Here is a 21,355-nt window from a genome sequence, read left to right on the forward strand (position 1 = left end):
GTGGCGCCGGTGCTGCCATACCGTGCGGGGCCGGGTTTGATTCGATGCCGACAGGCAACAGCTAACGACGTGGCCGCGACTGTCGAACGGCGCACCGTGCTGCTGTGGCATGTGCACGGCTCGTGGACGACATCGTTCGTCCAAGGGCCGCACCGTTATCTGGTCCCCGTGGTGCAAGGCGGTGGGCCGTGGGGGCGTGGGCTCTGCGGTCGGGACTGGCCGTCCGCAACGGAGGTGCTCGCGGGCGAGTTGCGCGAGACCCAGCCGGACGTGGTCGTTCTGCAACGCCCGGAGGAGATCGAGCTCACCGAGCGCTGGCTGGGCAGGCGCCCCGGCGCGGACATTCCGGCGGTCTACGTCGAGCACAACACGCCGCGCCCCAGCCCGGCCACCACCAGGCATCCGCTGGCGGATCGCGCCGACATCGCGCTCGTGCACGTGACGCATTTCAACGAGCTGATGTGGGACAACGGAATCGCGCCGACCCGTGTCGTGCCGCACGGCATCGTGGACCCCGGCGCGCTCTACACCGGGGAGCTGCCGCACGGCGTGGCGCTGATCAACGAACCGATGCGGCGCGGCCGGATCACGGGCAGCGATCTGTTGCCCGACCTCGCGATGGCGGGACCCATCGATCTGTACGGCATCGGCGCGGACGACTTCACGACGCACAGACCCACCCGACATCCGATTCGCGGCATCGGCGATTTCGCACAGCACGCATTGCACCGGGAAATGGCGCGGCGACGGATATACCTGCACACCGCGCGGTGGACCTCGCTCGGCTTGTCGCTCCTGGAAGCCATGCACCTGGCGATGCCGGTGATCGCCCTGGCGACCACCGAGGCCGGGTGCGCGGTGCCGCCGGAAGCGGGCGCGCTCTCGTGTGATGTCGCGTCGCTCACCGCGAAATTCCACGAATTCCTGCACGAACCCGATCTCGCGGTGCTAGCGGGCAAGGCCGGACGGCAGTTCGCGCTGGAGCATTACGGCCTCGACGCCTTTCTGCGTCGGTGGGATTCCCTACTTTCGGAGGTCACCGGATGAAGGCGAAACGCGTATTGGTCACCGGCGGTTGCGGATTCGTCGGGTCGCACCTGTGCGAGCGGTTACTCGACGCGGGCGCCGCGGTGGTCGCACTGGACAACTTCGCCACCTCCACACCGGACAATGTCGCCCGGCTGCTGGACCGACCCGGCTTCGACCTCGTCCAGCACGATGTCACCGAGTCGTTTCCCGCGGTGGGCTCCTTCGATGTCGTCTTCCACCTCGCGTCGGCCGCCTCGCCCCCGGACTATCTGCGGCTGCCGATCGAGACACTACGAGCCGGTTCGGCCGGGACCGGCAACGCCCTCGGGCTGGCCGAGCGGAATCGGGCTCGTTTCGTGCTCGCCTCGACCAGCGAGGTCTACGGCGACCCGGCGGTCCACCCGCAGCGCGAGGACTACTGGGGTCACGTCAATCCGGTCGGTCCGCGCAGCGTCTACGACGAGGCGAAACGTTATGCCGAGGCGTTGACCATGGCATTTCGCCGGGAGCGGCGCGTGAACACCGGCATCGCCCGTATTTTCAACACTTACGGACCCTGGATGCGCACCGACGACGGCCGCATGGTGCCCACGTTCATCGCCGAGGCGCTGGCGGACGCCCCGCTCACCATCGCGGGAACCGGCGAGCAGACCCGCTCGCTGTGCTACGTCGAGGACACGGTGCGTGGCTTGATCGCGTTGGCGGCCAGCGATCACCCGGGACCGGTGAACATCGGGAATCCGGACGAGGTCTCGGTGCGCAGCCTGGCCGAGGAGATCCGCTCGTTGAGCGGAAGCCGGTCCATCGTGCGGTACGTCGACGGCGCGATCGATGATCCGCGGCGCCGCTGCCCGGACATCTCACTCGCGCGGTGTGAACTGGGCTGGTGGCCGTCGGTGACCAGGGACGATGGGCTGCGCCGCACGATCGACTGGTTCGCGGGGCGCCCGACCGTGCCCGCCGAGGAGCCGGTGCGCTGATCGGCGCGTCGGTTTAGTGGCGACCGCCGAGGGTAGCGCCCGATAAATGCCAGCGGTCGGCCGATGGGCCCCGCATCCGTCTCGAACAGAAAGGCGGCACGTGCGCATTCTGGGAATCAACGCGATATTCCACGATCCTGCCGCCGCCCTGATCGTGGACGGCGAAATCGTCGCGGCCGCCGAAGAAGAGCGGTTCAGCCGACGCAAGCACGGCAAGCGGCCGGTGCCGTTCTCCGCGTGGGAGCTGCCCGAGCAAGCGGCCAAATGGTGTTTGGACAAAGCCGGGATACGCCCCGATCAGCTCGACGCGGTCGGCTACTCGTACGACCCGAAGCTGGTCGACCACTCGCTCGACGGCCTCGACCCCGGAAGCGAAGAGACCCGCACGGACTACGCCTTCCGAGCGCCCGCATTCCTCGCGGCCGCGTTGCCCGGCCTCGATCCCACAAGGGTGCGTTTCGTGCGACATCACCTGGCACACGCCGCGTCCGCCGCGCTGGCCGCGCCGTTCGGCGACTCGGCCGTCCTGGTGGCCGATGGACGCGGCGAAAGCCATTCCTCTCTGGCCGGCGAATACCGGGACGGCAAATTCGTCGAGCTGGCCTCACAGCGGCTGCCGCACTCGCTCGGGCTGATGTACGAGGACCTCACCGAACACCTCGGATTCGCCCGCTCCAGCGACGAATACAAGGTGATGGCCCTCGCCTCCTACGGCACGCCCCGGTTCCTCGATCGGTTCCGCGAGCTGGTGTATTGCACCGGTGACGGTGGTTTCCGAACCGAACCCGTGGACTGGGATTCCTTCGCGCCCGCCGTGATCGACGGTGCGTTTCGCCTCGACCACGCCGACCTCGCCGCGAGCGTCCAACGTCGACTCGAGGACGTGTTGCTCGAGTCGATTTCCTGGCTGCACGGTCAGACCGGTCAGCGTGACCTCACGCTGGCCGGTGGGATCGCGTTGAACTGCGTCGCCAACACCCGGTTGCACGCCGAAGGTCCCTTCGAACGGATCTGGGTGCAGCCCGCGGCCGGTGACGCGGGCACCGCCCTGGGCGCCGCGCTGCAACTGGTGGCCGAGTTCGGTGAACGTGCCACCCCGATGCGGGCGGCCGGTCTGGGTCGTGAGTGGACCGACTCGGAGCTGGAAGCGATTCTCCGCACGGCGAAGGTCGCGTACACGAAGTCCGACGACGTCGCGGCGGATGTGGCGCGGGCGCTGGCGGCGGACGAGGTGGTGGCCTGGTTCCAGGGCCGCGCGGAGTTCGGCCCGCGCGCGCTCGGGCACCGTTCGCTGCTCGCGCATCCCGGTCGGGCCGAGAATCTCGAACGCCTCAACGAGGTGAAGGGGCGCGAACAGTTCCGCCCGCTCGCGCCGATGGTGCTCGCCGACCGCGCGGCCGAGATCTTCGGACGCGGACCGTTGCCGAGCCCGTACATGTTGTTCGTCCACGATGTCGCGCCCGAGTGGCGGGCCAGGATCCCCGCCGTCACGCATGTGGACGGCACCGCGCGGGTGCAGACCGTCGATCCCGCGGACAGCCCCGTCGTGGCGCGGATGCTGGCGGAGTTCGACAGGCTCACGGGTCTGCCCGTGGTGGTCAACACGAGCCTCAACACCGCGGGCAGGCCGATGGTCGATTCACCACGTGATGCGCTCGAGTGCTTCGGTTCCGCGCCGATCGATCTGCTCGCCATCGGCTCGTTCCTGGTGCGTCGCGCATGAATACCGTCGACTACAGCGTCGTGATTCCGACCGTGGGCCGAGAGGGTCTTCGGACGCTGCTCGAGTCGCTCGACGCCGCGACCGGCCCGAAGCCGCGGGAAATCGTCGTGGTCGACGACCGGCCCAACGGAGGGGAACTACCGCTACCCGAGATGCTTTCTCCGGTACGGGTCGTCCGCTCGGGTGGCCACGGACCCGCCGCGGCGCGGAACGCCGGTTGGCAACACGCGTCGGGCGAGTGGATCGCCTTCCTCGACGACGACGTGCGCACCGCGCCGGACTGGCCCGCCCGCTTGGCCGACGACCTGCACGACCTCGATGAGAGAACAGCGGCGTCCACGGCCCGCATCGAGGTTCCGCTGCCGAAGCACCGCCGACCGACCGACGAGGAACGGGGCGTCGCCCGGCTGGCCACCGCGCGGTGGATCACGGCGGACATGGCCTACCGCCGGACCGCGCTGCTCGCGGTCGGCGGCTTCGACGAACGGTTCCCGAGGGCATTTCGGGAGGACGCCGATCTGGCGCTGCGGATTTGTCTCGCCGGGTACGTCATCGCCAATGGGCAGCGGGTCACGCACCACCCGGTGCGTCAGTCGGGGCTCATGGCCAGTGTGCGAGCGCAACGCGGCAACGCCGACAACGCGTTGATGCGGCGCAAGTTCGGCCCCCGGTGGCGTCAGCGCGTGGGCGAGGACAAGGGATCAATGCCTCGCCACGCGCTCACCACGGCCACGGGTGTGGCCGCCTTGGCGCTCGGCGTCGCCGGACGCGAACGCGCGGCTTTGGCGTCCGCGGCGCTCTGGGCGACGCTGACCGGCGTATTCGCCGCGCGCCGGATCGCACCCGGGCCGCGCACGCCCGCCGAGATCGGCCGAATGGCGTTGAGCAGCGCGCTGATTCCACCGGCCGCGTGCTGGCACCGGCTGCGCGGCGAGCTGCGCCACCGGCACGTGACCCACGCTTCGCCGCTGGCGCTGCTGTTCGACAGGGACGACACCCTCATCGTCGATGTGCCCTATCTCGGCGACCCCACCGAGGTCCGTCCGGTACCCGGCGCCGTCGACGCGCTGCGGATGGTGCGCGCGGCGGGCATCCCGCTCGGCATCGTCAGCAACCAGTCCGGCGTCGCGCGGGGATTGATCAGCCACGAACAGCTGGCCGCGGTGAACTCCCGCGTCGAGGAACTGCTCGGGCCGTTCGCCACGTGGCAAGTCTGCGTGCACGGCGAAGGAGACGGCTGCGCGTGCCGCAAACCCGAGCCCGGCCTGATCAGACGGGCCGCGGCGGAGCTCGGCGTCGACGTCGGCAGGTGCGTGGTCATCGGCGACACCGGCGCGGATGTCGCCGCCGCGACGACCGCGGGCGCCCGCGCGATCCTGGTGCCGACAGCGCGAACCCTTCCCGAAGAAGTGCACCGCGCGCGGCACGAAGCGATCGTGGCGCGAGACCTGGCCGAGGCCGTTCGGCTGGCGCTGGCGGGTGTGCCGTGACCGGCGCGCTGTTCGAGGGATCGTGGCCTTGACCGGCTCGATCCTCGTGCTGCGCGCACTGGGCCTCGGCGATCTGTTGACCGTGGTGCCCGCCCTGCGCGGATTGCGCGACGCCTTCCCGGACGACCGCGTAGTGCTTGCCGCGCCGGAGTCCCTGTGCGATCTGGTCGATCTCGTCGACGCGGTCGACGAACTGCTGCCGACAGCGGGACTCGGTGCGCTCCGCTGGCCGGGAGCGCCGCCGAGGCTGGCGGTCAACCTGCACGGCAGCGGGCCGGAGAGCATCCGCGATCTGCTCGCGACAAATGCGGACATCCTGCTGAGCCATCGTCATCCGGATTTCCCCGACCTGCCCGGCCCCGAGTGGCGCGACGACATGCACGAGGTGGATCGCTGGTGCCGACTGCTGGAGTCCGCGCGGATCGACGCCGATCCCGCCGCGCTGCGGTTACCCGCGCCACGACAGCCCGCCCCCGAGTCGAACGTGGTCGTGATCCATCCCGGCGCGGCCTATCCCGCCCGTCGCTGGCCCGCCGAACGTTTCGCGCGCGTGGCTCGGGAACTCGGCGCAGACGGCCACCGGGTGGTGATCACCGGGACGCCCGCCGAGCTCCCCTTGGCGAACTCGGTCGCCGAGCAAGCGGGCCTACCGCCCTCGGCGGTGTACGCCGGACGCACCGACCTCGCGCGACTCGCCGCGCTGGTGGCCGACGCGGCGCTGGTGGTGTGCGGCGACACCGGCGTGGGCCATCTCGCCACCGCCTTCGGCACACCGTCGGTCCTGCTGTTCGGCCCGACACCGCCGAACCGGTGGGGGCCGCCGCTCACCGCGAAAGATCATGTGGCGCTGTGGGCCGGGGACATCGGCGATCCGCACGCCGACCGCCCGGACCCCGGGCTGCTCATGCTGCGACCCGAACAGGTGCTGGCGGCCGCGGCCGGATTGCTCGGAGAGAAGGTGCGCCATGGGTAGTCGCGTCGGAGTCGTCGGCGCCGGGTACGTGGGACTCACCAGTGCCGCGTGCCTAGCGCATCTGGGACATCACGTGGTCTGTGTCGACAACGACGAGTCCAAGATCGCGGCGCTGCGCGCGGGGACGGTCTCGATCGTCGAGCCCGACCTGCCCGAACTGGTACGGGAGGGGCTCGCGGAGAACCGGCTCTTCTTCACCTCGGATCCGGGGGCGCTGCACGAATGCGAAGTGGTCCTGCTGTGCCTACCGACTCCCATGGGCACCGCCGGTACGGCCGACCTCGGCGTGGTCGAAGACGCGCTGGAGACCCTGACCGCGGTCCTGCCGCCGGATTGCGTGCTCGTCACCAAGTCCACCGTTCCGGTGGGGACGGCGGCCCGGATTCCGGCGCTGTTCGGTCTGCCCGCGGTTGTCAGCAATCCCGAATTCCTCCGTGAGGGCCACGCGGTGCACGACTTCCTGCATCCCGACCGCGTCCTCATCGGTGTGGAGGAGCGGGACCGCGAATCGGCCGACCGTGTCGCGGCGCTGTACGCCGGAACGGACGCGCCGGTGCTGCGATCGGATACGGCCAGCGCGGAGCTCGCCAAGTACGCGAGCAACGCGTTTCTCGCGGTCAAGCTCTCGTTCGTGAACACGCTCGCCGAACTGTGCGAGCGGGTCGGCGCCGACATCACCAAGGTCACCGATGCGATGGGCATGGACGATCGGATCGGTCCGGCGTTCCTCGCGCCTGGTCCCGGCTGGGGCGGCTCGTGCCTGCCCAAGGACACACGCGCGCTCCTGCGGGCCGCGGAGGCAGCGGGCGTGGACTTCGCCGTGGTCCGGGACGCGTTGCGCGCCAACGACCATCAGCACGCGATGGTGATGCGCAAGATCCGCCGCGCGGTCACCGGTGCCGTCGACGGCTCGCTGTCGGGGACCCGGATCGGCGTGCTCGGGCTCGCGTTCAAGGCCGGGACGGGAGACCTGCGTGATTCCCCCGCCGTCGCGATCGCGCGGCAACTGTCCCATCACGACGCCGCGGTCACCGCCTACGACCCGTGTGTGCCTCGGTCGGTCGCCGCCGACCTCGACGGCATTCGCGTGGTGGACGATCCGTACCTGGTGGCGAAGCGCGCCGGTGCGATCGTCATCCTCACCGAGTGGCCCGAATTCCGTTCGCTCGACTGGACCAGGATCGCCGCCGATGTCGACCGTGCCGTGATCGTGGATACCCGAAATCTGCTCGACGAACGTTTGCTGAGCGGCACCGGCTTCGCCTTGCTCGGCACCGGCACCGCCGCGGCTTCCGGAGACGGACCGACGTGAACGGTGCCTCCGCAGGCCAATTGTTCAGGCGGCCAAGAACTTCGGCACATCTACCGGGTTGTCGCTGGGGGAAGCGCAAGCGCGGGATCTCGTGCACGCTTCCTGCCTGTAGGTCCCGTCGATTTCCATGCGGCGCGACGTAGCGGCTTCCGGCCCCGGTCATCGACGTCCCGGCCTCGGCCGCGTGCAGTCCAGCGACCGGGTATCCGAGTACGGCGGTAATTCACCGATGTCGATCGACGTCCGGGGGTGTCTAGGCGCGCAGCAGCAAGTACGCGGCGACTACCGAGCCGATGACGGCGCCGCCGTAGCAGACCGCGATGATCAACGCGCCGAACCGCTCGAGCCGCAAGCCGTGCGTCAGCGTGTACCGGAAGCGGTGTGCCCAATGGAACAGAGCCAGCGCGCAGAGGCCGAAAAGGACCAGCCGGGTGACGGGATGACGCAACACCGAGAGCAGGTCTGCGTGGTCCGGCGCGGGCAGCCAGTCCAGGGGAAAGGCGAGGCCGAACAGGAACAGCAGCACCGGCACGAGCAGCGCGGCGGCCATCCCGCCGGCGCTGAACAGCAACCACGCCAACGGTTCCGGGGATCTTCTGTTCGTCATCGCAGCACCACCCACAGCACGATCGCCGTCAGCAGACCCCACAGCAGATAGTGCGCCCCAACGATCGCGGCCGGTGCGACGCGCCGGTTCCGAACCCGCACGACCATCGCCTTGGGCGCGAGGCCGAACCAGGTGACCGTGTGCAGCAGCACGAACAGCAGGGCGATCGTGTTCAGCGCGACCACCCACCCTCCGGAACTCCAGCTCAGAAACCGTTGATACTCCGCGCTTCCCGAACTGACCGCGTGGACGAGGAGCAGCAGATACACCACGAACCAGGCGACGAACACGCTGCTGAGTTCGCGCAGAACGAAGAGCAGGTACGAGCGGCGTCGCACCCACCAGAACGTGGGGACCGGCTTTCGGTACAACCGCGGCGCCGTGGTCATCGGGCCCGCCAAGGCATGAGGAAATCTCGCAGCGATTGCGTGGCCGCGGTCAGCTTGTAGCGTTGGATCGCCCCGGCCGGGTCGACCCCCTTGGGGCAGGCGGTGCTGCACTCGCCGACCAAGGTGCAGGACCATACTCCCTCGGGAGACGAGAGCACGTCCCGCCGATCCGCGGCTCCCTCGTCACGCGAGTCGAGGTTGTAGCGCTGGGCCAGCGCGATCGCCGCCGGACCGAGGAACTCGGGCTCGAGCGCGTAGACGGGACAGGCCGAGTAGCAGAGCATGCAGTTGATACACATGCTGTATTTGCTGTAATCGTCCATTTCGGACGGTGTTTGCAGGTACTCGCCGTCCTCGGGCGGCCGGTGTTCCTCCCTGATCAGCCATGGCTCGACCGCGGTCAGCTTCTGCATGACGTCGCTGATCTCCACGACGAGATCCCGGATCACCGGGAAGTTGCGCAATGGCTCGACCCGCACGGGCCCGGGCGCGTAGTCGGTGAGGAAAGTGGCGCAACTCAGCTGTGGCTCGCCGTTGACGGTCATGCCGCAACTACCGCAGATGCCCATCCGGCACGACCACCGGTACGACACCGTCCCGTCGAGGTCGTCCTTGATGTAGTTGAGGCCGTCGAGCACCGTCCATTCCTTGCGCAGCGGAACCTCGTACGACTGCGGGACCGGTTCGTCGTCTCGATCCGGTCGGTAGCGCGCGACCTGCAGGGTTATCCGGTCCGCCATCGCCATCACCTCCCATATACGCGTTCGGCCGGAGGCCAGCGGGTAATCGTCACCGGCAGGTACGAGACGCGGCCCGGACCGTCCGGCTGCCGATGGATCAGCGAATGGGCCAGGAATCGCTGGTCGTCCCTGGCGGGGAAATCGGTCCGTTGGTGCGCGCCACGAGATTCCTCCCGCGCCAGCGCGCAGGCGACGATGCATTCCGCCACGTCGAGCATGCAGGACAGCTCCAGCATCGCCACCAGTTCGGTGTTGAACGCCCGGCTGTGGTCGTCGAGGTGCGCGCTGCCGAACCGTTCGCGAAGCTCGCGCACCTTGTCGGCCGCCGCGGTGAGGGAGGCGCCGTCCCGGTAGATCCCGGCACCGGTCTCCAGCGTCTCTTGCATCTCGGTGCGGATTTGGGCGATGCGTTCGGATCCCTCGGCATGCTGGGCCAGTCGCTGTTCCAGCCGGTCCTGTTCGGTGCGTCCGCGCGCCACGACCGCCGGTGTCTCGCGGGTCTTGGCGGAGCTCGCGTACTCGGCGGCGGCGTGACCGGCTCGCGCGCCGAAGACCAGCAACTCGGGCAGGGAATTCGAACCGAGCCGATTGGCGCCGTTGATGCTGACGCAGGCGGTCTCACCTACGGCGTACAAGCCGTCCAGGGGTGTCGCGCCGTGGATGTCGGTATGGATGCCGCCCATCATGTAGTGGACGACCGGGCGAACCGGGATCAGCTCCCGGACCGGATCGATGTTCTGGTACTTCGAGCACAGCTCGCGCACGAACGGCAGTTTCGTGTCGATGAGAGCCGCGCCGAGGTGGCGTAGGTCGAGGTGGACGACGTGTCCGTAGGGCGTGCCGATGGTCCGGCCCTTGTCCAGCTCGTGCACGAAGGCCTGCGACAGCCGGTCACGCGGCCCGAGTTCCATGCTTCGCATCACCGGCTTCGGTGCGGGCGTCCCGAGGTCGTAATCCTGCAGGTAGCGGTAACCGTCCTTGTTGAGCAGCCAGCCGCCCTCCGCGCGCGCCGCTTCGGTGATCAAGATGCCCGTGAACGGAAGCCCGGTCGGGTGGTACTGGACGAACTCCATGTCCTTGAGCGGTGCGCCCGCCCGGTAGGCCAAGGCCATACCGTCGCCGGTATTGATATTGGCGTTGGTGGTGAACGGATACACCCGGCCGCAGCCGCCGGTGCACACGATGACAGCGCTGGCGAGAATGGTTTCGACGCGTCCGGTGGCCAGTTCGATGGCGACGATGCCGCACACCTTGCCCTCGTCGACGAGCAATGTCGTGGCGAACCACTCGTCGTACCTGACGATGTCTCGATACGACAGTGCGGTCTGGAACAGCGTGTGCAGCATGTGGAAGCCGGTCTTGTCGGCCGCGAACCAGGTGCGGTTGTTCGTCATGCCGCCGAACGCGCGTACCGCGATGCGCCCATCCGGCTTGCGGCTCCATGGACAGCCCCAATGTTCCAGCTGGAGCAGCTCGCGCGGTGCTTCCTGGACGAAGGCCTCGACAGCGTCTTGGTCACAGAGCCAATCGCTGCCGGAGACCGTGTCGTGTGCGTGCTCGTCGAGGCTGTCGCCGGGATCAGCGACAGCGGCCGCGCCACCCTCGGCGGAGACGGTGTGGCTGCGCATCGGATAGACCTTGGAAACGATCGCGATACTCAACCGGGGGTTGTCTTGCGCGATGGCGATGGCCGCACGCAGGCCCGCGCCGCCCCCGCCAACGATCACTACATCGTGCGAAGCGGTCATGGTGGCACCACCCGGGCGTCGTCGGTCAGGCCTCGAAGTCGGCGCTGTGCTCGTCCATCAGGACCTTGCCGTCGTGGCGGACGGTTTTGATCCGAACGCTGCCGTCGTGGAATTCGTGTCGAATCCTGCGGCAGCCGCAGTCGTAACGCAGGTCATCGATGACCAGGCCCGCGTCGTCGTCTTCCCGGTGGCGAGCCCCGCCCCGCAGTTTCCCGCATGGGGCGCGTTCGGTGCTGAACTGCTCGGTGGTGCTAAGCATCTCGGCCTCCCGGCTAACCGGTGGCACACTCTACTGATCGGTGTAGAAGACAAGCGTACGCGCATTGCCCCCGGGCCGGGCCTAGACGACCTTGGCGTCGATCAGCCGCTGCCAGATCTCGCCCTGATCGATGACCTCGACGCCGAGTTTCTCCGCCTTGGCCAGCTTGCTCTCACCGACTCCCGCGCCGGTGACGAGCAGGTCGGTGTTCGCCGACACCGAGGACGCCACTGTCGCGCCCGCCTTCTCACACAGGCGTTGGAATGTCGGCCGGGCGACCTTTTCGCCGGAGCGCGGGTCGCTGATGGCGCCGGTGATCACCACCGCCTTGCCCGCCAGGGGCGCGCCCGCCGCGACGACCGGGGGCAGGTCCTCTTCGCGCACATCCAGACAGACACCCGCGGCGCGCAGCCGCTCCAATTCCGGGCGCAGGCGCGTGAGATGCTCGACCAGGGAGGCGGCGACCTTCGGTCCGATATCCTCCACCGCCACGAGCCGTTCCTCGCCCGCGTCGGCGACCTCCTCCAGGGAGCCGAATCCCGCTCGGGCCAGGCGCGCGGCGGTGCCATCGGAGGCCATCGGGATCGCCAGGCCGATCAGCGCGCGACGCAGGCCGACCTGGCGGCTGGCATCGATCGAGTCGATCATGCGCGCGGCCGAGACCTCGCCGATGCGGTCGAACTCGAGCAGACGCTCCTTGGTCAGCGTGTAGAAGTCCGCGGGACTCTCCAGAATGCCCGCCTCGGCCAGGCGTTCGATCCACACCGGTCCGATGGCGTCGATGTCGGCCGCCGCCCGCGACGCCCAGTGGATCAGCCTGCGCACCGTCTGGGCGGGGCAGGAGGCGTTGGTGCAGAACAGTTCTCGGCTGTTGCCCTGTTCGGTCACCGGCTGCGCGCACGAGGGGCAGGCGGTGGGCGGCACGATCTCGCGTTCCTCGCCCGTGCGCTTGGAGGCGTCGAGCACGCCCGCGACGAACGGGATCACGTCGCCCGCGCGGCGCACCAGTACGGTGTCACCGATTTTGATGTCGCGGGCGCGGATCACCTCTTGGTTTGCCAGCGTGGCTTTCGTGACTGTCGTGCCGCCCACGAACACCGGCTCCAGCCACGCGACCGGGACGATCTTGCCCGTCTTGCCGACGTCCCAGACCACCTCGGCCAGCAGCGTGGTCTTCTCCTCGGCGGCGAACTTGAACGCCAGCGCGCCGCGCGGGGAGTTCGACCGCGTCCCGGCCGCCGCGTAAGCATCGCGGTCGGCCAGTCGCAGCACCGCGCCGTCGAGGTCGTAGTCGAGTTCGTTGCGGCTTCGCTCGATCGCGGTGATCGCGGCTTGCGCCTGCTCGGCGTCGGCGCAGTGCCGCATCTGCGCGCCCATGATGCCCAGTGCCGCCAACCCCTCCACGAGGTCGACCGCGGCGGCGTCGGCGGGGGTGTCCAGGTCGAATCCGAAGAACTGCAAGCGCCGGCCGGCGACCGTGGCCGGGTCCTTCGCCCGCAATGTGCCCGCGGCGGCGTTGCGTGGATTGATCAGCGGCTTGTCCGGATGCGCGGTGTTGTAGGCGAGGAAGGTCGAACGCAGCATCACCGCCTCGCCGCGAACCTCCACCCGCCCCGAGAGGCCGATCCGCTCGGGAACGCCGTCGACCAGCGCGCGAACCAGCATGGTGACGTCGTCACCGGTGGTGCCATCACCCCGGGTCACGGCACGCACCAACCGCCCGTCCTCGAAGACCAGGGCCAGGGACAAGCCGTCGAGCTTCGGCATCACCACCACCGGCTGGCCGGGAAAACGTTCGAAGAACGCCGCGACCTGCTCGGGCTTGGTCGCCTTCTCGAGCGACAGCATCGGACGCGAGTGCCGCACCGGCGCGTGCAGCACCGCGGGCGCGCCGACCTGCTCCAGCGGATTCGGGTCGGGCGTGAGGTCGGGGTGCGCCCCGATCAGGGCACGAAGCTCGTCCTCGAGCGCGTCGTACTCGGCGTCCGCGACCAGCGGCGAGCCCTGGTAGTAGGCGTCGCGCAGCGCCACGATGCGGTCCGCGAGCTCTTGGATACGTTCACCGGTTTCCACAGCACGGGAGGCTACCGATACCCACCGACACTGCCGTCGAGGCGCTTCCGCCCGGCCTAGCTGAGCGTCTTCAGTGCCGCCGCGTCGTACGGCTTCAGCTCGTCGATCCGCCCCGCCAGGACCTTGGACGCCCACTCCGGGTCCTGGAGCAGGGCGCGACCGACAGCGACCAAGTCGAATTCGTTGCGCTCCAAGCGATCGAGGAGGTTGTCGAGGCTGCCGAGTTCGGCGCCCTGGCCCGTGAACGCACGGAGGAAGTCGCCGTCGAGGCCGACCGAGCCGACGGTGATGGTGGGCTTGCCGGTGAGCTTCTTGGTCCAGCCCGCGAGGTTCAGGTCCGAGTCGTCGAATTCCGGGAGCCAGTAGCGACGGGTGGAGGCGTGGAAGGCGTCCACGCCTGCCGCGGCGAGCGGAGTCAGGATCGCCTCCAGCTCCCGCGGGGACTCGGCGAGTCGCGTGTCGTAGGCCTCCTGCTTCCACTGCGAGTAACGGAAGATCACCGGGAAGCCGGGCGAGACGGCGGCGCGAACCGCGGCGACGACCTCGGCCGCGAACCTCGTACGGCCCACGGGGTCACCGCCGTAGACATCCGCACGGCGGTTTGTCCGCCCCCACAAGAACTGGTCGAGGAGATAGCCGTGCGCACCGTGCAATTCGACGCCGTCGAAGCCGATGCGCTCGGCGTCGGCCGCGGCCTCGGCGAAGGCGCCGATGACGTCGTCCAGGTCACCCTGGGTCATCGCCCTACCACCCTCGGTGCCGTCGACACGAATACCGGAGGGGCCGACGGCGGGTGCGTCAGGGTAGGGCGCGTCGCCCTGGTTGCGGACCATGCCGATGTGCCACAGCTGCGGCACGATCTTGCCGCCCGCCGCGTGGACGTCCGCGGCGACCCGCGCCCACCCCGCCAACTGCTCCTCGCCGTGGAACCGCGGCACGCGATCGCTCTGCCCCGCCGACTCGTGCCCGATATAGGTCCCCTCGGTGACGATCAGGCCCACGCCGGCGGCGGCGCGCCGGGCGTAATACGACCGCACGTCGTCACCGGGAATGCCGCCAGGGGAGAACATGCGCGTCATCGGCGCCATCACGATGCGGTTCGGGACGGTCAGGCCGTTCAGCGTGACCGGCCGGGACAGGATCTCGGCCGTGCGGGAGGCCTTGGACGCGGTATCGATCAACTGGATGCTCCTAGTAGTTACTTGAGGAAGTCGATGGTTGAGAACTTCAAACAACGCAGCCACCGTAGAGCTAAGTATTTGAGATGGTCAAGTTTCTGCGGATAGGGTGGTTCGCATGGCAGAAGCTTCCGGCGTCGACACGGCCCAGCTCATGGAGCTGCTCTCGGTGTCGCTCGGCACCTACTACAGCGACTTCACAGCCGCGGCGGCGAGCGAGAACCTCACCGCGAGCCAGGCCAGGACGTTGAGCGTGCTGCGCCGGGGGCCCGTCGCGATGCGCGCCCTGGCCGAGACCTTGGCCTGCGACGCCTCCAACGTGACCGGGATCATCAACCGGCTGGAGAAGCGTGGCCTCGTGCGCCGGGAGGCCAGCGCATCCGACCGGCGCGTCACCAATCTCGTCATCACGCCCGAGGGGTGGCAGGTGACCGAGACGATCCGGGCGAAAATGTGCGCCACCCGAGACGGCCTGGACAGGCTCAGCGACCAGGACCGAGACCGTCTGTGCGCACTGCTGGAACAGGTTTTCGTCGCCCGGCTCGCCACCCGGTCCGACTCGTCTACCTCGGTCGCCGGTCGATAGACGCCGCCGACTCCGGCCCCGCACCCTCGAGCAAACCACCCTGTCCGGCGATGGGCGACCGTGAGGGGCGCAGGGCTCCCTAACGCCCTCGCGGCCCGTGCCGAACGGCGGCCGAGGGAATACTCGAGGGCGGTCGGCAGGTTGCGGGAAGCGTGTGCGAAATCGTAGAGAATTCGTAGATGGCGGGGGAATACCCCAAGATTGCGCAGGTCAGCGATGGGATAGGCTTTATCGGTCATGAAGTCGGCTTTTTCGGGTCCGGTCATCGGTGCTGCGCCCCAGACGGTCTACCTCGATCATGCGGCGACCACACCGATGCTGCCCGCGGCGATCGAGGCGATGACGGCTGCCATGGCGCGGCCGGGGAACGCCTCGTCGGTGCACGGATCCGGGCGGGCCGCGCGCCGGTTGCTGGAGGAGGCGCGCGAGTCGATCGCCGCTGATCTGGGCGCCCGGCCGTCCGAGGTGATCTTCACCTCCGGCGGAACCGAGAGCGACAATCTCGCGGTCAAGGGCATCTACTGGGCGCGCAGGGACGCCGACCCGCGCCGCACCAGGATCATCGCCAGCGCGATCGAGCACCACGCGGTCATCGACACGGTGGAATGGCTCGAGCGGCACGAGGGCGCGCAGGCCACCTGGCTGCCGGTCGACGCCGACGGCGTGGTGTCGCCGCGCTCGCTGCGGGCGGCGCTGGCCGAGCACCCCGACGAGGTCGCCCTCGTCACCGTCATGTGGGCGAACAACGAGGTCGGCGCGATCCAGCCGATCGCCGAACTCGCCGCGGTGGCACAGGAATTCGGCGTTCCCATGCACAGCGACGCGATCCAGGCGGCGGCCCAGCTGCCCATCGATTTCGCCGCGAGCGGGCTGTCCGCGGCGAGTTTCGCCGGGCACAAGGTCGGCGGACCGCACGGTGTCGGCGTGCTGTTGCTCGGCAGGCAGGTCGGGTGTGTGCCGCTGTTGCACGGCGGCGGGCACGAGCGCGACCTGCGCTCCGGCACCTCGGACACCGCGGCCGCCGTCGGCCTTGCCACCGCGCTCGACGCCACGGTCGCCGAATTGCCCACGCGCACAGCCGAATTGATCGCCTTGCGGGACACGCTCATCGCGGGCGTCACGGCGGCGGTGCCGCACGCCGTGCTCAACGGTCCGGTCGGCGCGCAGCGCTTGCCGGGCAACGCGCACTTCACGTTCCCCGGTTGCGAAGGCGATTCGCTGCTGATGCTGCTGGATGCGGCGGGGATCGAATGCTCGACCGGCTCCGCCTGCAACGCGGGCGTGGCCACGCCGAGTCACGTGCTGATCGCCATGGGCGTCGAACCATGGGTGGCGCGCGGCTCGTTGCGATTCTCCTTGGGGCACACGTCGACCCGCGCCGACGTGGACGCCCTCCTCGATGTCTTGCCCCAAGTGGTGGAGCGGGCCAGGGCCGCTGGTCTTGCCGGTGCGAAAGGTGGTGTGTGATGCGGGTACTCGCGGCGATGAGCGGTGGTGTCGATTCCGCCGTCGCGGCGGCGCGCGCCGTCGACGCCGGGCACGAGGTGGTCGGCGTGCACCTCGCGCTCTCGGCCACGCCCGGCACGCTGCGCACCGGTTCGCGCGGCTGCTGCTCGAAGGAAGACGCGGGTGATGCCCGCCGCGCGGCGGATGTGCTCGGAATCCCTTTCTATGTCTGGGATTTCGCGGACCGCTTCAAGGAAGACGTGATCGACGACTTCGTCGCGGCCTACGCGGCGGGCGAGACGCCCAACCCGTGCCTGCGCTGTAACGAGAAGATCAAGTTCTCGGCGCTGGCCGACCGCGCGGTGGCGCTCGGCTTCGACGCCGTCGTCACCGGCCACTACGCCCGGCTGGAGGGCGGTGTGCTGCGCCGCGCGGTGGACGCGGACAAGGACCAGTCCTACGTCCTCGCCGTGCTCACCGCCGAGCAGCTGTCCCGCGCCATGTTCCCGGTGGGCGACACTCCGAAGCCGCAGATCAGGGCCGAGGCCGCCGAGCGCGGACTCGCGGTGGCGAACAAGCCCGACAGCCACGACATCTGCTTCATCCCTTCCGGTGACACCCGCGCCTTCCTCGGCGCGAAGATCGGCGTCCGGCCGGGCGCGGTCGTGGACGCCGACGGTCAGGTGCTCGCGAAGCACGAGGGCGTGCACGGCTTCACCATCGGCCAGCGCAAGGGCCTCGGGCTCGCGGGCCCCGCGGCCGACGGCAAGCCGCGCTACGTCACCGACATCGATCCCGACTCCGGCACCGTGCGCGTCGGCTCGGCCGAGGACCTGCGGGTCTGGACGGTGCGCGCCGAGCGGGCGATCTGGACCTCGGGCACGACGCCGGAGGGGCCGATCGAGTGCGTCGCGCAGGTGCGCGCGCACGGCGGCACCGCGCCCGCGGTCGCCGAGGCGGCGGGCGACGGGCTCGAGGTGCGGCTGCGCGAGCCGTTGACCGGCGTCGCGCGCGGACAGGCCGTCGTGCTGTACCGGCCCGATGCGGCGGGCGACGAGGTGATCGGCAGCGGGACCATCAGCGCCACCTCGCGCGAGCCGCACTCGGCCGACGACGCGGCGCGTGTCGAGGCGCGGTAGAGGAGCCGATCGTCCGCCGCTGGCGCACCGAGGTGCGGTAGAGAAGCTGATCGTCGTCTGGATCGGCCGTCGTACCCGCTGGCGCACCGAGGAGCAGGCCGCGAGTCCGACAGGGATACGCCATGATCGCCCCGGCTGCGGTGCGGGGTAATGTCACGATGCCGCGGCCGGGCGGACTGGGACGAATCTCGGCATCAGGCGTCGAGCCACCGGCGCACGCGGCGGCATCCATCACACATCGACATGGGTAGGACGTGGTGAGCGAAACCGGTACTGACGCTGCGGATTCCGCCGACCCCGGCGCGTCCGACCCGTTGCCCGGCGGTATCGCGACGGCCGTCGGCTCCTGGCCGGGCGCCGATCCGCGCGAAGCCGCGAACACCGTGCTCGGCGAGCTGGCCGAGCTGACCCACCTGCCCGAGCTACCGGGCCGCGGTCTCGGATCCGACATGATCGGTCGCGTCTCGGCCCTGCTCGTGGACATGCGCTTCGACACCAGCACCCGCGGCTACCGGCTCGCCGCGCGTCCCGGCGCGGTCTCCCGCCGCGCCCGCGACCTGCTGCGCGCCGACCTGGACGCGCTCGAAGAGGCATGGGAGACAACGGGTTCGGCGGGTACGGGACGCGTCGTCAAGGTGCAGGCCGCCGGTCCGCTCACCCTGGCCGCCGAGGTCGAGCTGCCCGGCGGGCACCGCGCGCTCACCGATTCCGGCGCCCTGCGCGATCTTTCGGAATCCCTCGCGGAGGGCCTCGCCCAGCACGTCGCCGAGGTCGGCAAACGGCTCGGCGCGCGGGTCGTGCTGCAACTCGACGAGCCGTCGCTGACCGACGTGCTGAACGGTTCGCTGCGCGGCGTCAGCGTGCTGGACACCGTGCGCGCGATGCCGGATCCGGAGGCGCTCGCGGTCCTCGACGCCGTCATCGAGGCGCAAGACGCGCCGGTGCTGGTGCACAGCTGCGCCGAGCCGCCCGCGCTGGCCTTTCTGCGCCGCAGCCAGGCCGCCGCGGTCGGCTTCGACCTCGCGACGATCCACACCCGCGATCTCGACAGCATCGGCGAGACGCTCGACGCAGGTAAACGGCTGGTGCTCGGGCTGGTGCCGACCACCGACCCGGCGATCAGAGCCGCCGCGACGGCGACCACGCCGCAGGCGCCGGTCACCTGGCGTGAGATAGCGGAACCGGGCGTGCGTCTCATCGATCGCCTCGGCTTTCCGCGCGCCACGCTCGCCGACCGCGTGCTCGTCGCACCGGCGTGCGGGCTCGCGGGCGCGCCGCTGTCCTGGGCCCGGCGCGCGCTGAATCTGGCGAACGAGGTGGCCCGCGCCTTCGCCGAGGACCCGGAGTCGCTGACCTTCTCCTGACCGGTCCGGACCCCGCGGCAGGGCTCGGACGTGCGGGAATGTGTCGGTGGCCTCGACTACTCTGCCTTTCGTGAGCGAGAGCGAGAGTGTGGCGATTCCGGCGACGGCAGAGCAGCGGGTGGACTGGCAGCGGCTCGCGGACGAGGTTCGCGAACACCAGTTCCGCTACTACGTGCGCGACGCGCCGATCATCTCCGACGGCGAGTTCGACGAGCTGCTGCGGCGGCTGCAAGCCATGGAGGACGAGCATCCGGATCTGCGGACGCCCGATTCGCCGACCCAGCTCGTCGGCGGCGGCTTCGCGACCGACTTCACCGCGGTCGACCATCTGGAGCGGATGCTCTCGCTGGACAACGTGTTCAGCTATGACGAACTGCGCACATGGGCCGCGCGGGTGGAGGCCGAGACCGGCCCGAACCTGCACTACCTGTGCGAGGTGAAGATCGACGGCGTCGCGCTCAACCTGGTCTACGAGAAGGGCAGGCTGGTGCGCGCCGCGACCCGTGGTGACGGCCGCACCGGGGAGGACGTCACGCTCAACGCGCGCACCATCGACGACATCCCGGTCGAGCTGGCCGCCGCCGACGAGTTCCCGATTCCCGACCTGCTCGAGGTGCGCGGCGAGGTGTACATGCGGTTGGCGGACTTCGAGACCCTCAACGCGTCCATCGTCGCCGAGGGCAAGCCGCCCTACGCCAACCCGCGCAACACCGCGGCCGGTTCGCTGCGGCAGAAGGACCCGTCGGTCACCGCGCGCAGGCGGCTGCGGATGATCTGTCACGGTTTCGGCCGCATCGAGGGCTACATGCCGTCCTCGCAGTACGAGGCGTACCGTGCGCTGGCCGCTTGGGGCCTGCCGGTCTCCGAGCACACCCGGCGGGTGCAGGGCGTCGAGGCGGTGATCGAGCGGGTGGCCTACTGGGGCGAGCACCGCCATGACATCGAGCACGAGATCGACGGCCAAGTCATCAAGATCGACGAGACGTCGCTGCAACGTCGCCTCGGTTCCACCTCGCGCGCGCCGCGCTGGGCGATCGCCTACAAGTACCCGCCCGAGGAGGCCACCACCAAGCTGCGCGACATCCAGGTCAACGTGGGACGCACCGGCCGCGTCACGCCCTTCGCGGTGATGGAGCCCGTGTCCGTCGCGGGCTCGACCGTCGCGATGGCGACGCTGCACAACGCGTCGGAGGTCAAGCGCAAGGGCGTGCTCATCGGCGACACCGTCACCATCCGCAAGGCGGGCGACGTGATTCCCGAGGTGCTCGGCCCGGTGGTGGACGCGCGCACCGGCGAGGAGCGCGAGTTCGTCATGCCGACGCACTGTCCGGAGTGCGGCACCGAGCTCGCGCCGGAGAAGGAAGGCGACGCCGACATCCGCTGCCCGAACCAGCGTTCCTGTCCCGCGCAGCTGCGGGAGCGGGTGTATCACGTGGCCAGCCGCAACGCCTTCGACATCGAGGCGCTCGGCTACGAGGCCGCCGTCGACCTGCTGAAGTCCGGCGCCATCGCCGACGAGGGCGATCTGTTCGACCTCGACGAGCCGCGCCTGCTCACCACCTCGCTGTTCGCCAACAAGAGCGGCACCCTCTCGGCGAATGGCAAACGGCTGCTGGACAATCTGGACTCCGCCAAGGACCGTCCGCTGTGGCGGGTGCTCGTCGGCCTGTCGATTCGGCACGTCGGCCCCACCGCGGCCAGGGCGCTGGCCGCCGAGTTCGGCAGCATGGAGCGGATCGAGTCGGCCACGGCCGAGGAACTCGGCGCAGCCGACGGCGTCGGCCCGACCATCGCCGCGGCGGCGGCCGAATGGTTCACCGTCGACTGGCACCGGGCGATCGTCGACAAGTGGCGCGCGGCCGGTGTGCGGATGGAGGACGAACGCGACGAGTCGATCGAGCGCACGCTGGAGGGCCTCTCGATCGTCGTCACCGGTTCGCTGCAAGGCTTTTCGCGCGACGGCGCCAAGGAGGCCATTCTGATGCGCGGCGGTAAGGCGGCGGGTTCGGTCTCCAAGAAGACGGCGTTCGTGGTGATCGGCGAGTCGCCCGGTTCGAAGGCGGCCAAGGCCGAGGAGCTCGGTGTGCCGATTCTGGACGAGGACGGATTCCGATTGCTGTTGGCGGGTGGGCCGGAGGCGGTGACACCGGCGGCGTCCGGCGCCGAGGGAAACGTCGAGGAGTAGGCCCCGCGGCGGTCGGCGTGTGCGCCGTCTGCGAACGGCACTTGACCTGAACCTTGCTTCAGGTATGACGATCGGTGGGTAGGCGTACCTCCGCATTCGCTCCATGCGCGGCTACCTCGGCAGTCGCTCCGGCC

Annotated in this window: 18 protein-coding genes; 11 read left to right on the forward strand and 7 right to left on the reverse strand. The window is 69.6% G+C overall.

Features of this window, described 5'->3' with window-relative positions; genetic code table 11:
- Positions 1–102 precede the first annotated feature (102 nt).
- The 6 genes from ABZV58_RS06540 (at position 103) to ABZV58_RS06565 (ending at position 7,507) form a co-directional block, all read left to right on the forward strand.
- On the forward strand, positions 103–1,047 hold the full coding sequence (locus ABZV58_RS06540) for a glycosyltransferase (RefSeq protein WP_354999829.1): 945 nt from the start codon (positions 103–105) through the stop codon (positions 1,045–1,047).
- Positions 1,044–2,009 (forward strand): NAD-dependent epimerase/dehydratase family protein, encoded by a 966-nt coding sequence (locus tag ABZV58_RS06545; RefSeq protein ID WP_354999179.1) that lies wholly within the window; start codon positions 1,044–1,046, stop codon positions 2,007–2,009. Before ABZV58_RS06540 ends, ABZV58_RS06545 begins: the two co-directional genes overlap by 4 nt.
- A 100-nt stretch (positions 2,010–2,109) precedes the next feature.
- The gene (locus ABZV58_RS06550) at positions 2,110–3,732 is read left to right on the forward strand and encodes a carbamoyltransferase C-terminal domain-containing protein (RefSeq protein ID WP_354999180.1); all 1,623 of its coding nucleotides are present in this window, start codon (positions 2,110–2,112) and stop codon (positions 3,730–3,732) included.
- Complete coding sequence (locus tag ABZV58_RS06555; protein WP_354999181.1) at positions 3,729–5,222, forward strand: HAD-IIIA family hydrolase; 1,494 nt, start codon at positions 3,729–3,731, stop codon at positions 5,220–5,222. The genes ABZV58_RS06550 and ABZV58_RS06555 overlap by 4 nt, the downstream gene beginning before the upstream one ends.
- 28 nt (positions 5,223–5,250) lie before the next feature.
- Positions 5,251–6,195 (forward strand): glycosyltransferase family 9 protein, encoded by a 945-nt coding sequence (locus ABZV58_RS06560; protein ID WP_354999182.1) that lies wholly within the window; start codon positions 5,251–5,253, stop codon positions 6,193–6,195.
- Positions 6,188–7,507: a UDP-glucose/GDP-mannose dehydrogenase family protein gene (locus ABZV58_RS06565; RefSeq protein WP_354999183.1), complete on the forward strand. Its 1,320-nt coding sequence runs from the start codon at positions 6,188–6,190 to the stop codon at positions 7,505–7,507. The genes ABZV58_RS06560 and ABZV58_RS06565 overlap by 8 nt, the downstream gene beginning before the upstream one ends.
- 253 nt (positions 7,508–7,760) lie before the next feature.
- Here ABZV58_RS06565 and frdD read toward each other — a convergent pair whose 3' ends face one another.
- The 7 genes from frdD to ABZV58_RS06600 all read right to left on the reverse strand — a co-directional run bounded on the left by frdD (position 7,761) and on the right by ABZV58_RS06600 (position 14,504).
- On the reverse strand, positions 7,761–8,114 hold the full coding sequence (gene frdD, locus ABZV58_RS06570; RefSeq protein WP_354999184.1) for a fumarate reductase subunit FrdD: 354 nt from the start codon (positions 8,112–8,114) through the stop codon (positions 7,761–7,763).
- A complete protein-coding gene (locus ABZV58_RS06575) occupies positions 8,111–8,503 on the reverse strand; it encodes a fumarate reductase subunit C (protein ID WP_354999185.1) in 393 nt (130 codons plus the stop codon). Before ABZV58_RS06575 ends, frdD begins: the two co-directional genes overlap by 4 nt.
- Positions 8,500–9,243: a succinate dehydrogenase/fumarate reductase iron-sulfur subunit gene (locus tag ABZV58_RS06580; RefSeq protein WP_354999186.1), complete on the reverse strand. Its 744-nt coding sequence runs from the start codon at positions 9,241–9,243 to the stop codon at positions 8,500–8,502. Before ABZV58_RS06580 ends, ABZV58_RS06575 begins: the two co-directional genes overlap by 4 nt.
- A gap of 5 nt (positions 9,244–9,248) precedes the next feature.
- Positions 9,249–10,991 (reverse strand): fumarate reductase (quinol) flavoprotein subunit, encoded by a 1,743-nt coding sequence (frdA, locus tag ABZV58_RS06585; protein ID WP_354999187.1) that lies wholly within the window; start codon positions 10,989–10,991, stop codon positions 9,249–9,251.
- A gap of 25 nt (positions 10,992–11,016) precedes the next feature.
- Complete coding sequence (locus tag ABZV58_RS06590; protein ID WP_354999188.1) at positions 11,017–11,250, reverse strand: hypothetical protein; 234 nt, start codon at positions 11,248–11,250, stop codon at positions 11,017–11,019.
- 81 nt (positions 11,251–11,331) lie between these two features.
- Complete coding sequence (gene ligA, locus ABZV58_RS06595) at positions 11,332–13,323, reverse strand: NAD-dependent DNA ligase LigA (RefSeq protein ID WP_354999189.1); 1,992 nt, start codon at positions 13,321–13,323, stop codon at positions 11,332–11,334.
- Positions 13,324–13,379: 56 nt separating this feature from the next.
- Positions 13,380–14,504, reverse strand: coding sequence for an NADH:flavin oxidoreductase (locus ABZV58_RS06600; protein WP_354999190.1), 1,125 nt, complete (start codon positions 14,502–14,504; stop codon positions 13,380–13,382).
- A gap of 115 nt (positions 14,505–14,619) precedes the next feature.
- Here ABZV58_RS06600 and ABZV58_RS06605 point away from each other — a divergent pair, with 115 nt between their 5' ends.
- The 5 genes from ABZV58_RS06605 to ligA (ABZV58_RS06625) all read left to right on the forward strand — a co-directional run bounded on the left by ABZV58_RS06605 (position 14,620) and on the right by ligA (ABZV58_RS06625) (position 21,221).
- Entirely contained in the window at positions 14,620–15,087 is a 468-nt protein-coding gene (locus tag ABZV58_RS06605; protein ID WP_354999191.1) for a MarR family transcriptional regulator, read from the forward strand.
- Between the two features lie 237 nt (positions 15,088–15,324).
- The gene (locus ABZV58_RS06610; protein ID WP_354999192.1) at positions 15,325–16,554 is read left to right on the forward strand and encodes a cysteine desulfurase family protein; all 1,230 of its coding nucleotides are present in this window, start codon (positions 15,325–15,327) and stop codon (positions 16,552–16,554) included.
- Complete coding sequence (gene mnmA / locus ABZV58_RS06615; protein WP_354999193.1) at positions 16,554–17,672, forward strand: tRNA 2-thiouridine(34) synthase MnmA; 1,119 nt, start codon at positions 16,554–16,556, stop codon at positions 17,670–17,672. Before ABZV58_RS06610 ends, mnmA begins: the two co-directional genes overlap by 1 nt.
- A 314-nt stretch (positions 17,673–17,986) precedes the next feature.
- Positions 17,987–19,036 carry a methionine synthase gene (locus tag ABZV58_RS06620; RefSeq protein WP_354999830.1) on the forward strand — a complete coding sequence of 350 codons (1,050 nt, stop codon included), beginning with the start codon at positions 17,987–17,989 and terminating at the stop codon, positions 19,034–19,036.
- A 94-nt stretch (positions 19,037–19,130) separates the two neighbouring features.
- Positions 19,131–21,221 carry an NAD-dependent DNA ligase LigA gene (gene ligA, locus ABZV58_RS06625; RefSeq protein ID WP_354999831.1) on the forward strand — a complete coding sequence of 697 codons (2,091 nt, stop codon included), beginning with the start codon at positions 19,131–19,133 and terminating at the stop codon, positions 21,219–21,221.
- The last annotated feature ends 134 nt before the right edge of the window (positions 21,222–21,355 follow it).

Origin of the sequence: Nocardia sp. NPDC004654 (assembly GCF_040609595.1) — a bacterium.
GTDB lineage: Bacteria > Actinomycetota > Actinomycetes > Mycobacteriales > Mycobacteriaceae > Nocardia.

Bases quoted from the DNA above. Each gene is read 5' to 3' on its own strand.
- ABZV58_RS06565 (WP_354999183.1), top strand. From the start codon at position 6,188: ATGGGTAGTCGCGTCGGAGTCGTCGGCGCCGGGTACGTGGGACTCACC.
- ABZV58_RS06605 (WP_354999191.1), top strand. From the start codon at position 14,620: ATGGCAGAAGCTTCCGGCGTCGACACGGCCCAGCTCATGGAGCTGCTC.
- ABZV58_RS06555 (WP_354999181.1), top strand. From the start codon at position 3,729: ATGAATACCGTCGACTACAGCGTCGTGATTCCGACCGTGGGCCGAGAG.
- frdD (WP_354999184.1), bottom strand. From the start codon at position 8,114: ATGACGAACAGAAGATCCCCGGAACCGTTGGCGTGGTTGCTGTTCAGC.
- ABZV58_RS06610 (WP_354999192.1), top strand. From the start codon at position 15,325: ATGAAGTCGGCTTTTTCGGGTCCGGTCATCGGTGCTGCGCCCCAGACG.
- ABZV58_RS06580 (WP_354999186.1), bottom strand. From the start codon at position 9,243: ATGGCGGACCGGATAACCCTGCAGGTCGCGCGCTACCGACCGGATCGA.
- frdA (WP_354999187.1), bottom strand. From the start codon at position 10,991: ATGACCGCTTCGCACGATGTAGTGATCGTTGGCGGGGGCGGCGCGGGC.
- ABZV58_RS06575 (WP_354999185.1), bottom strand. From the start codon at position 8,503: ATGACCACGGCGCCGCGGTTGTACCGAAAGCCGGTCCCCACGTTCTGG.
- mnmA (WP_354999193.1), top strand. From the start codon at position 16,554: ATGCGGGTACTCGCGGCGATGAGCGGTGGTGTCGATTCCGCCGTCGCG.
- ABZV58_RS06590 (WP_354999188.1), bottom strand. From the start codon at position 11,250: ATGCTTAGCACCACCGAGCAGTTCAGCACCGAACGCGCCCCATGCGGG.
- ABZV58_RS06545 (WP_354999179.1), top strand. From the start codon at position 1,044: ATGAAGGCGAAACGCGTATTGGTCACCGGCGGTTGCGGATTCGTCGGG.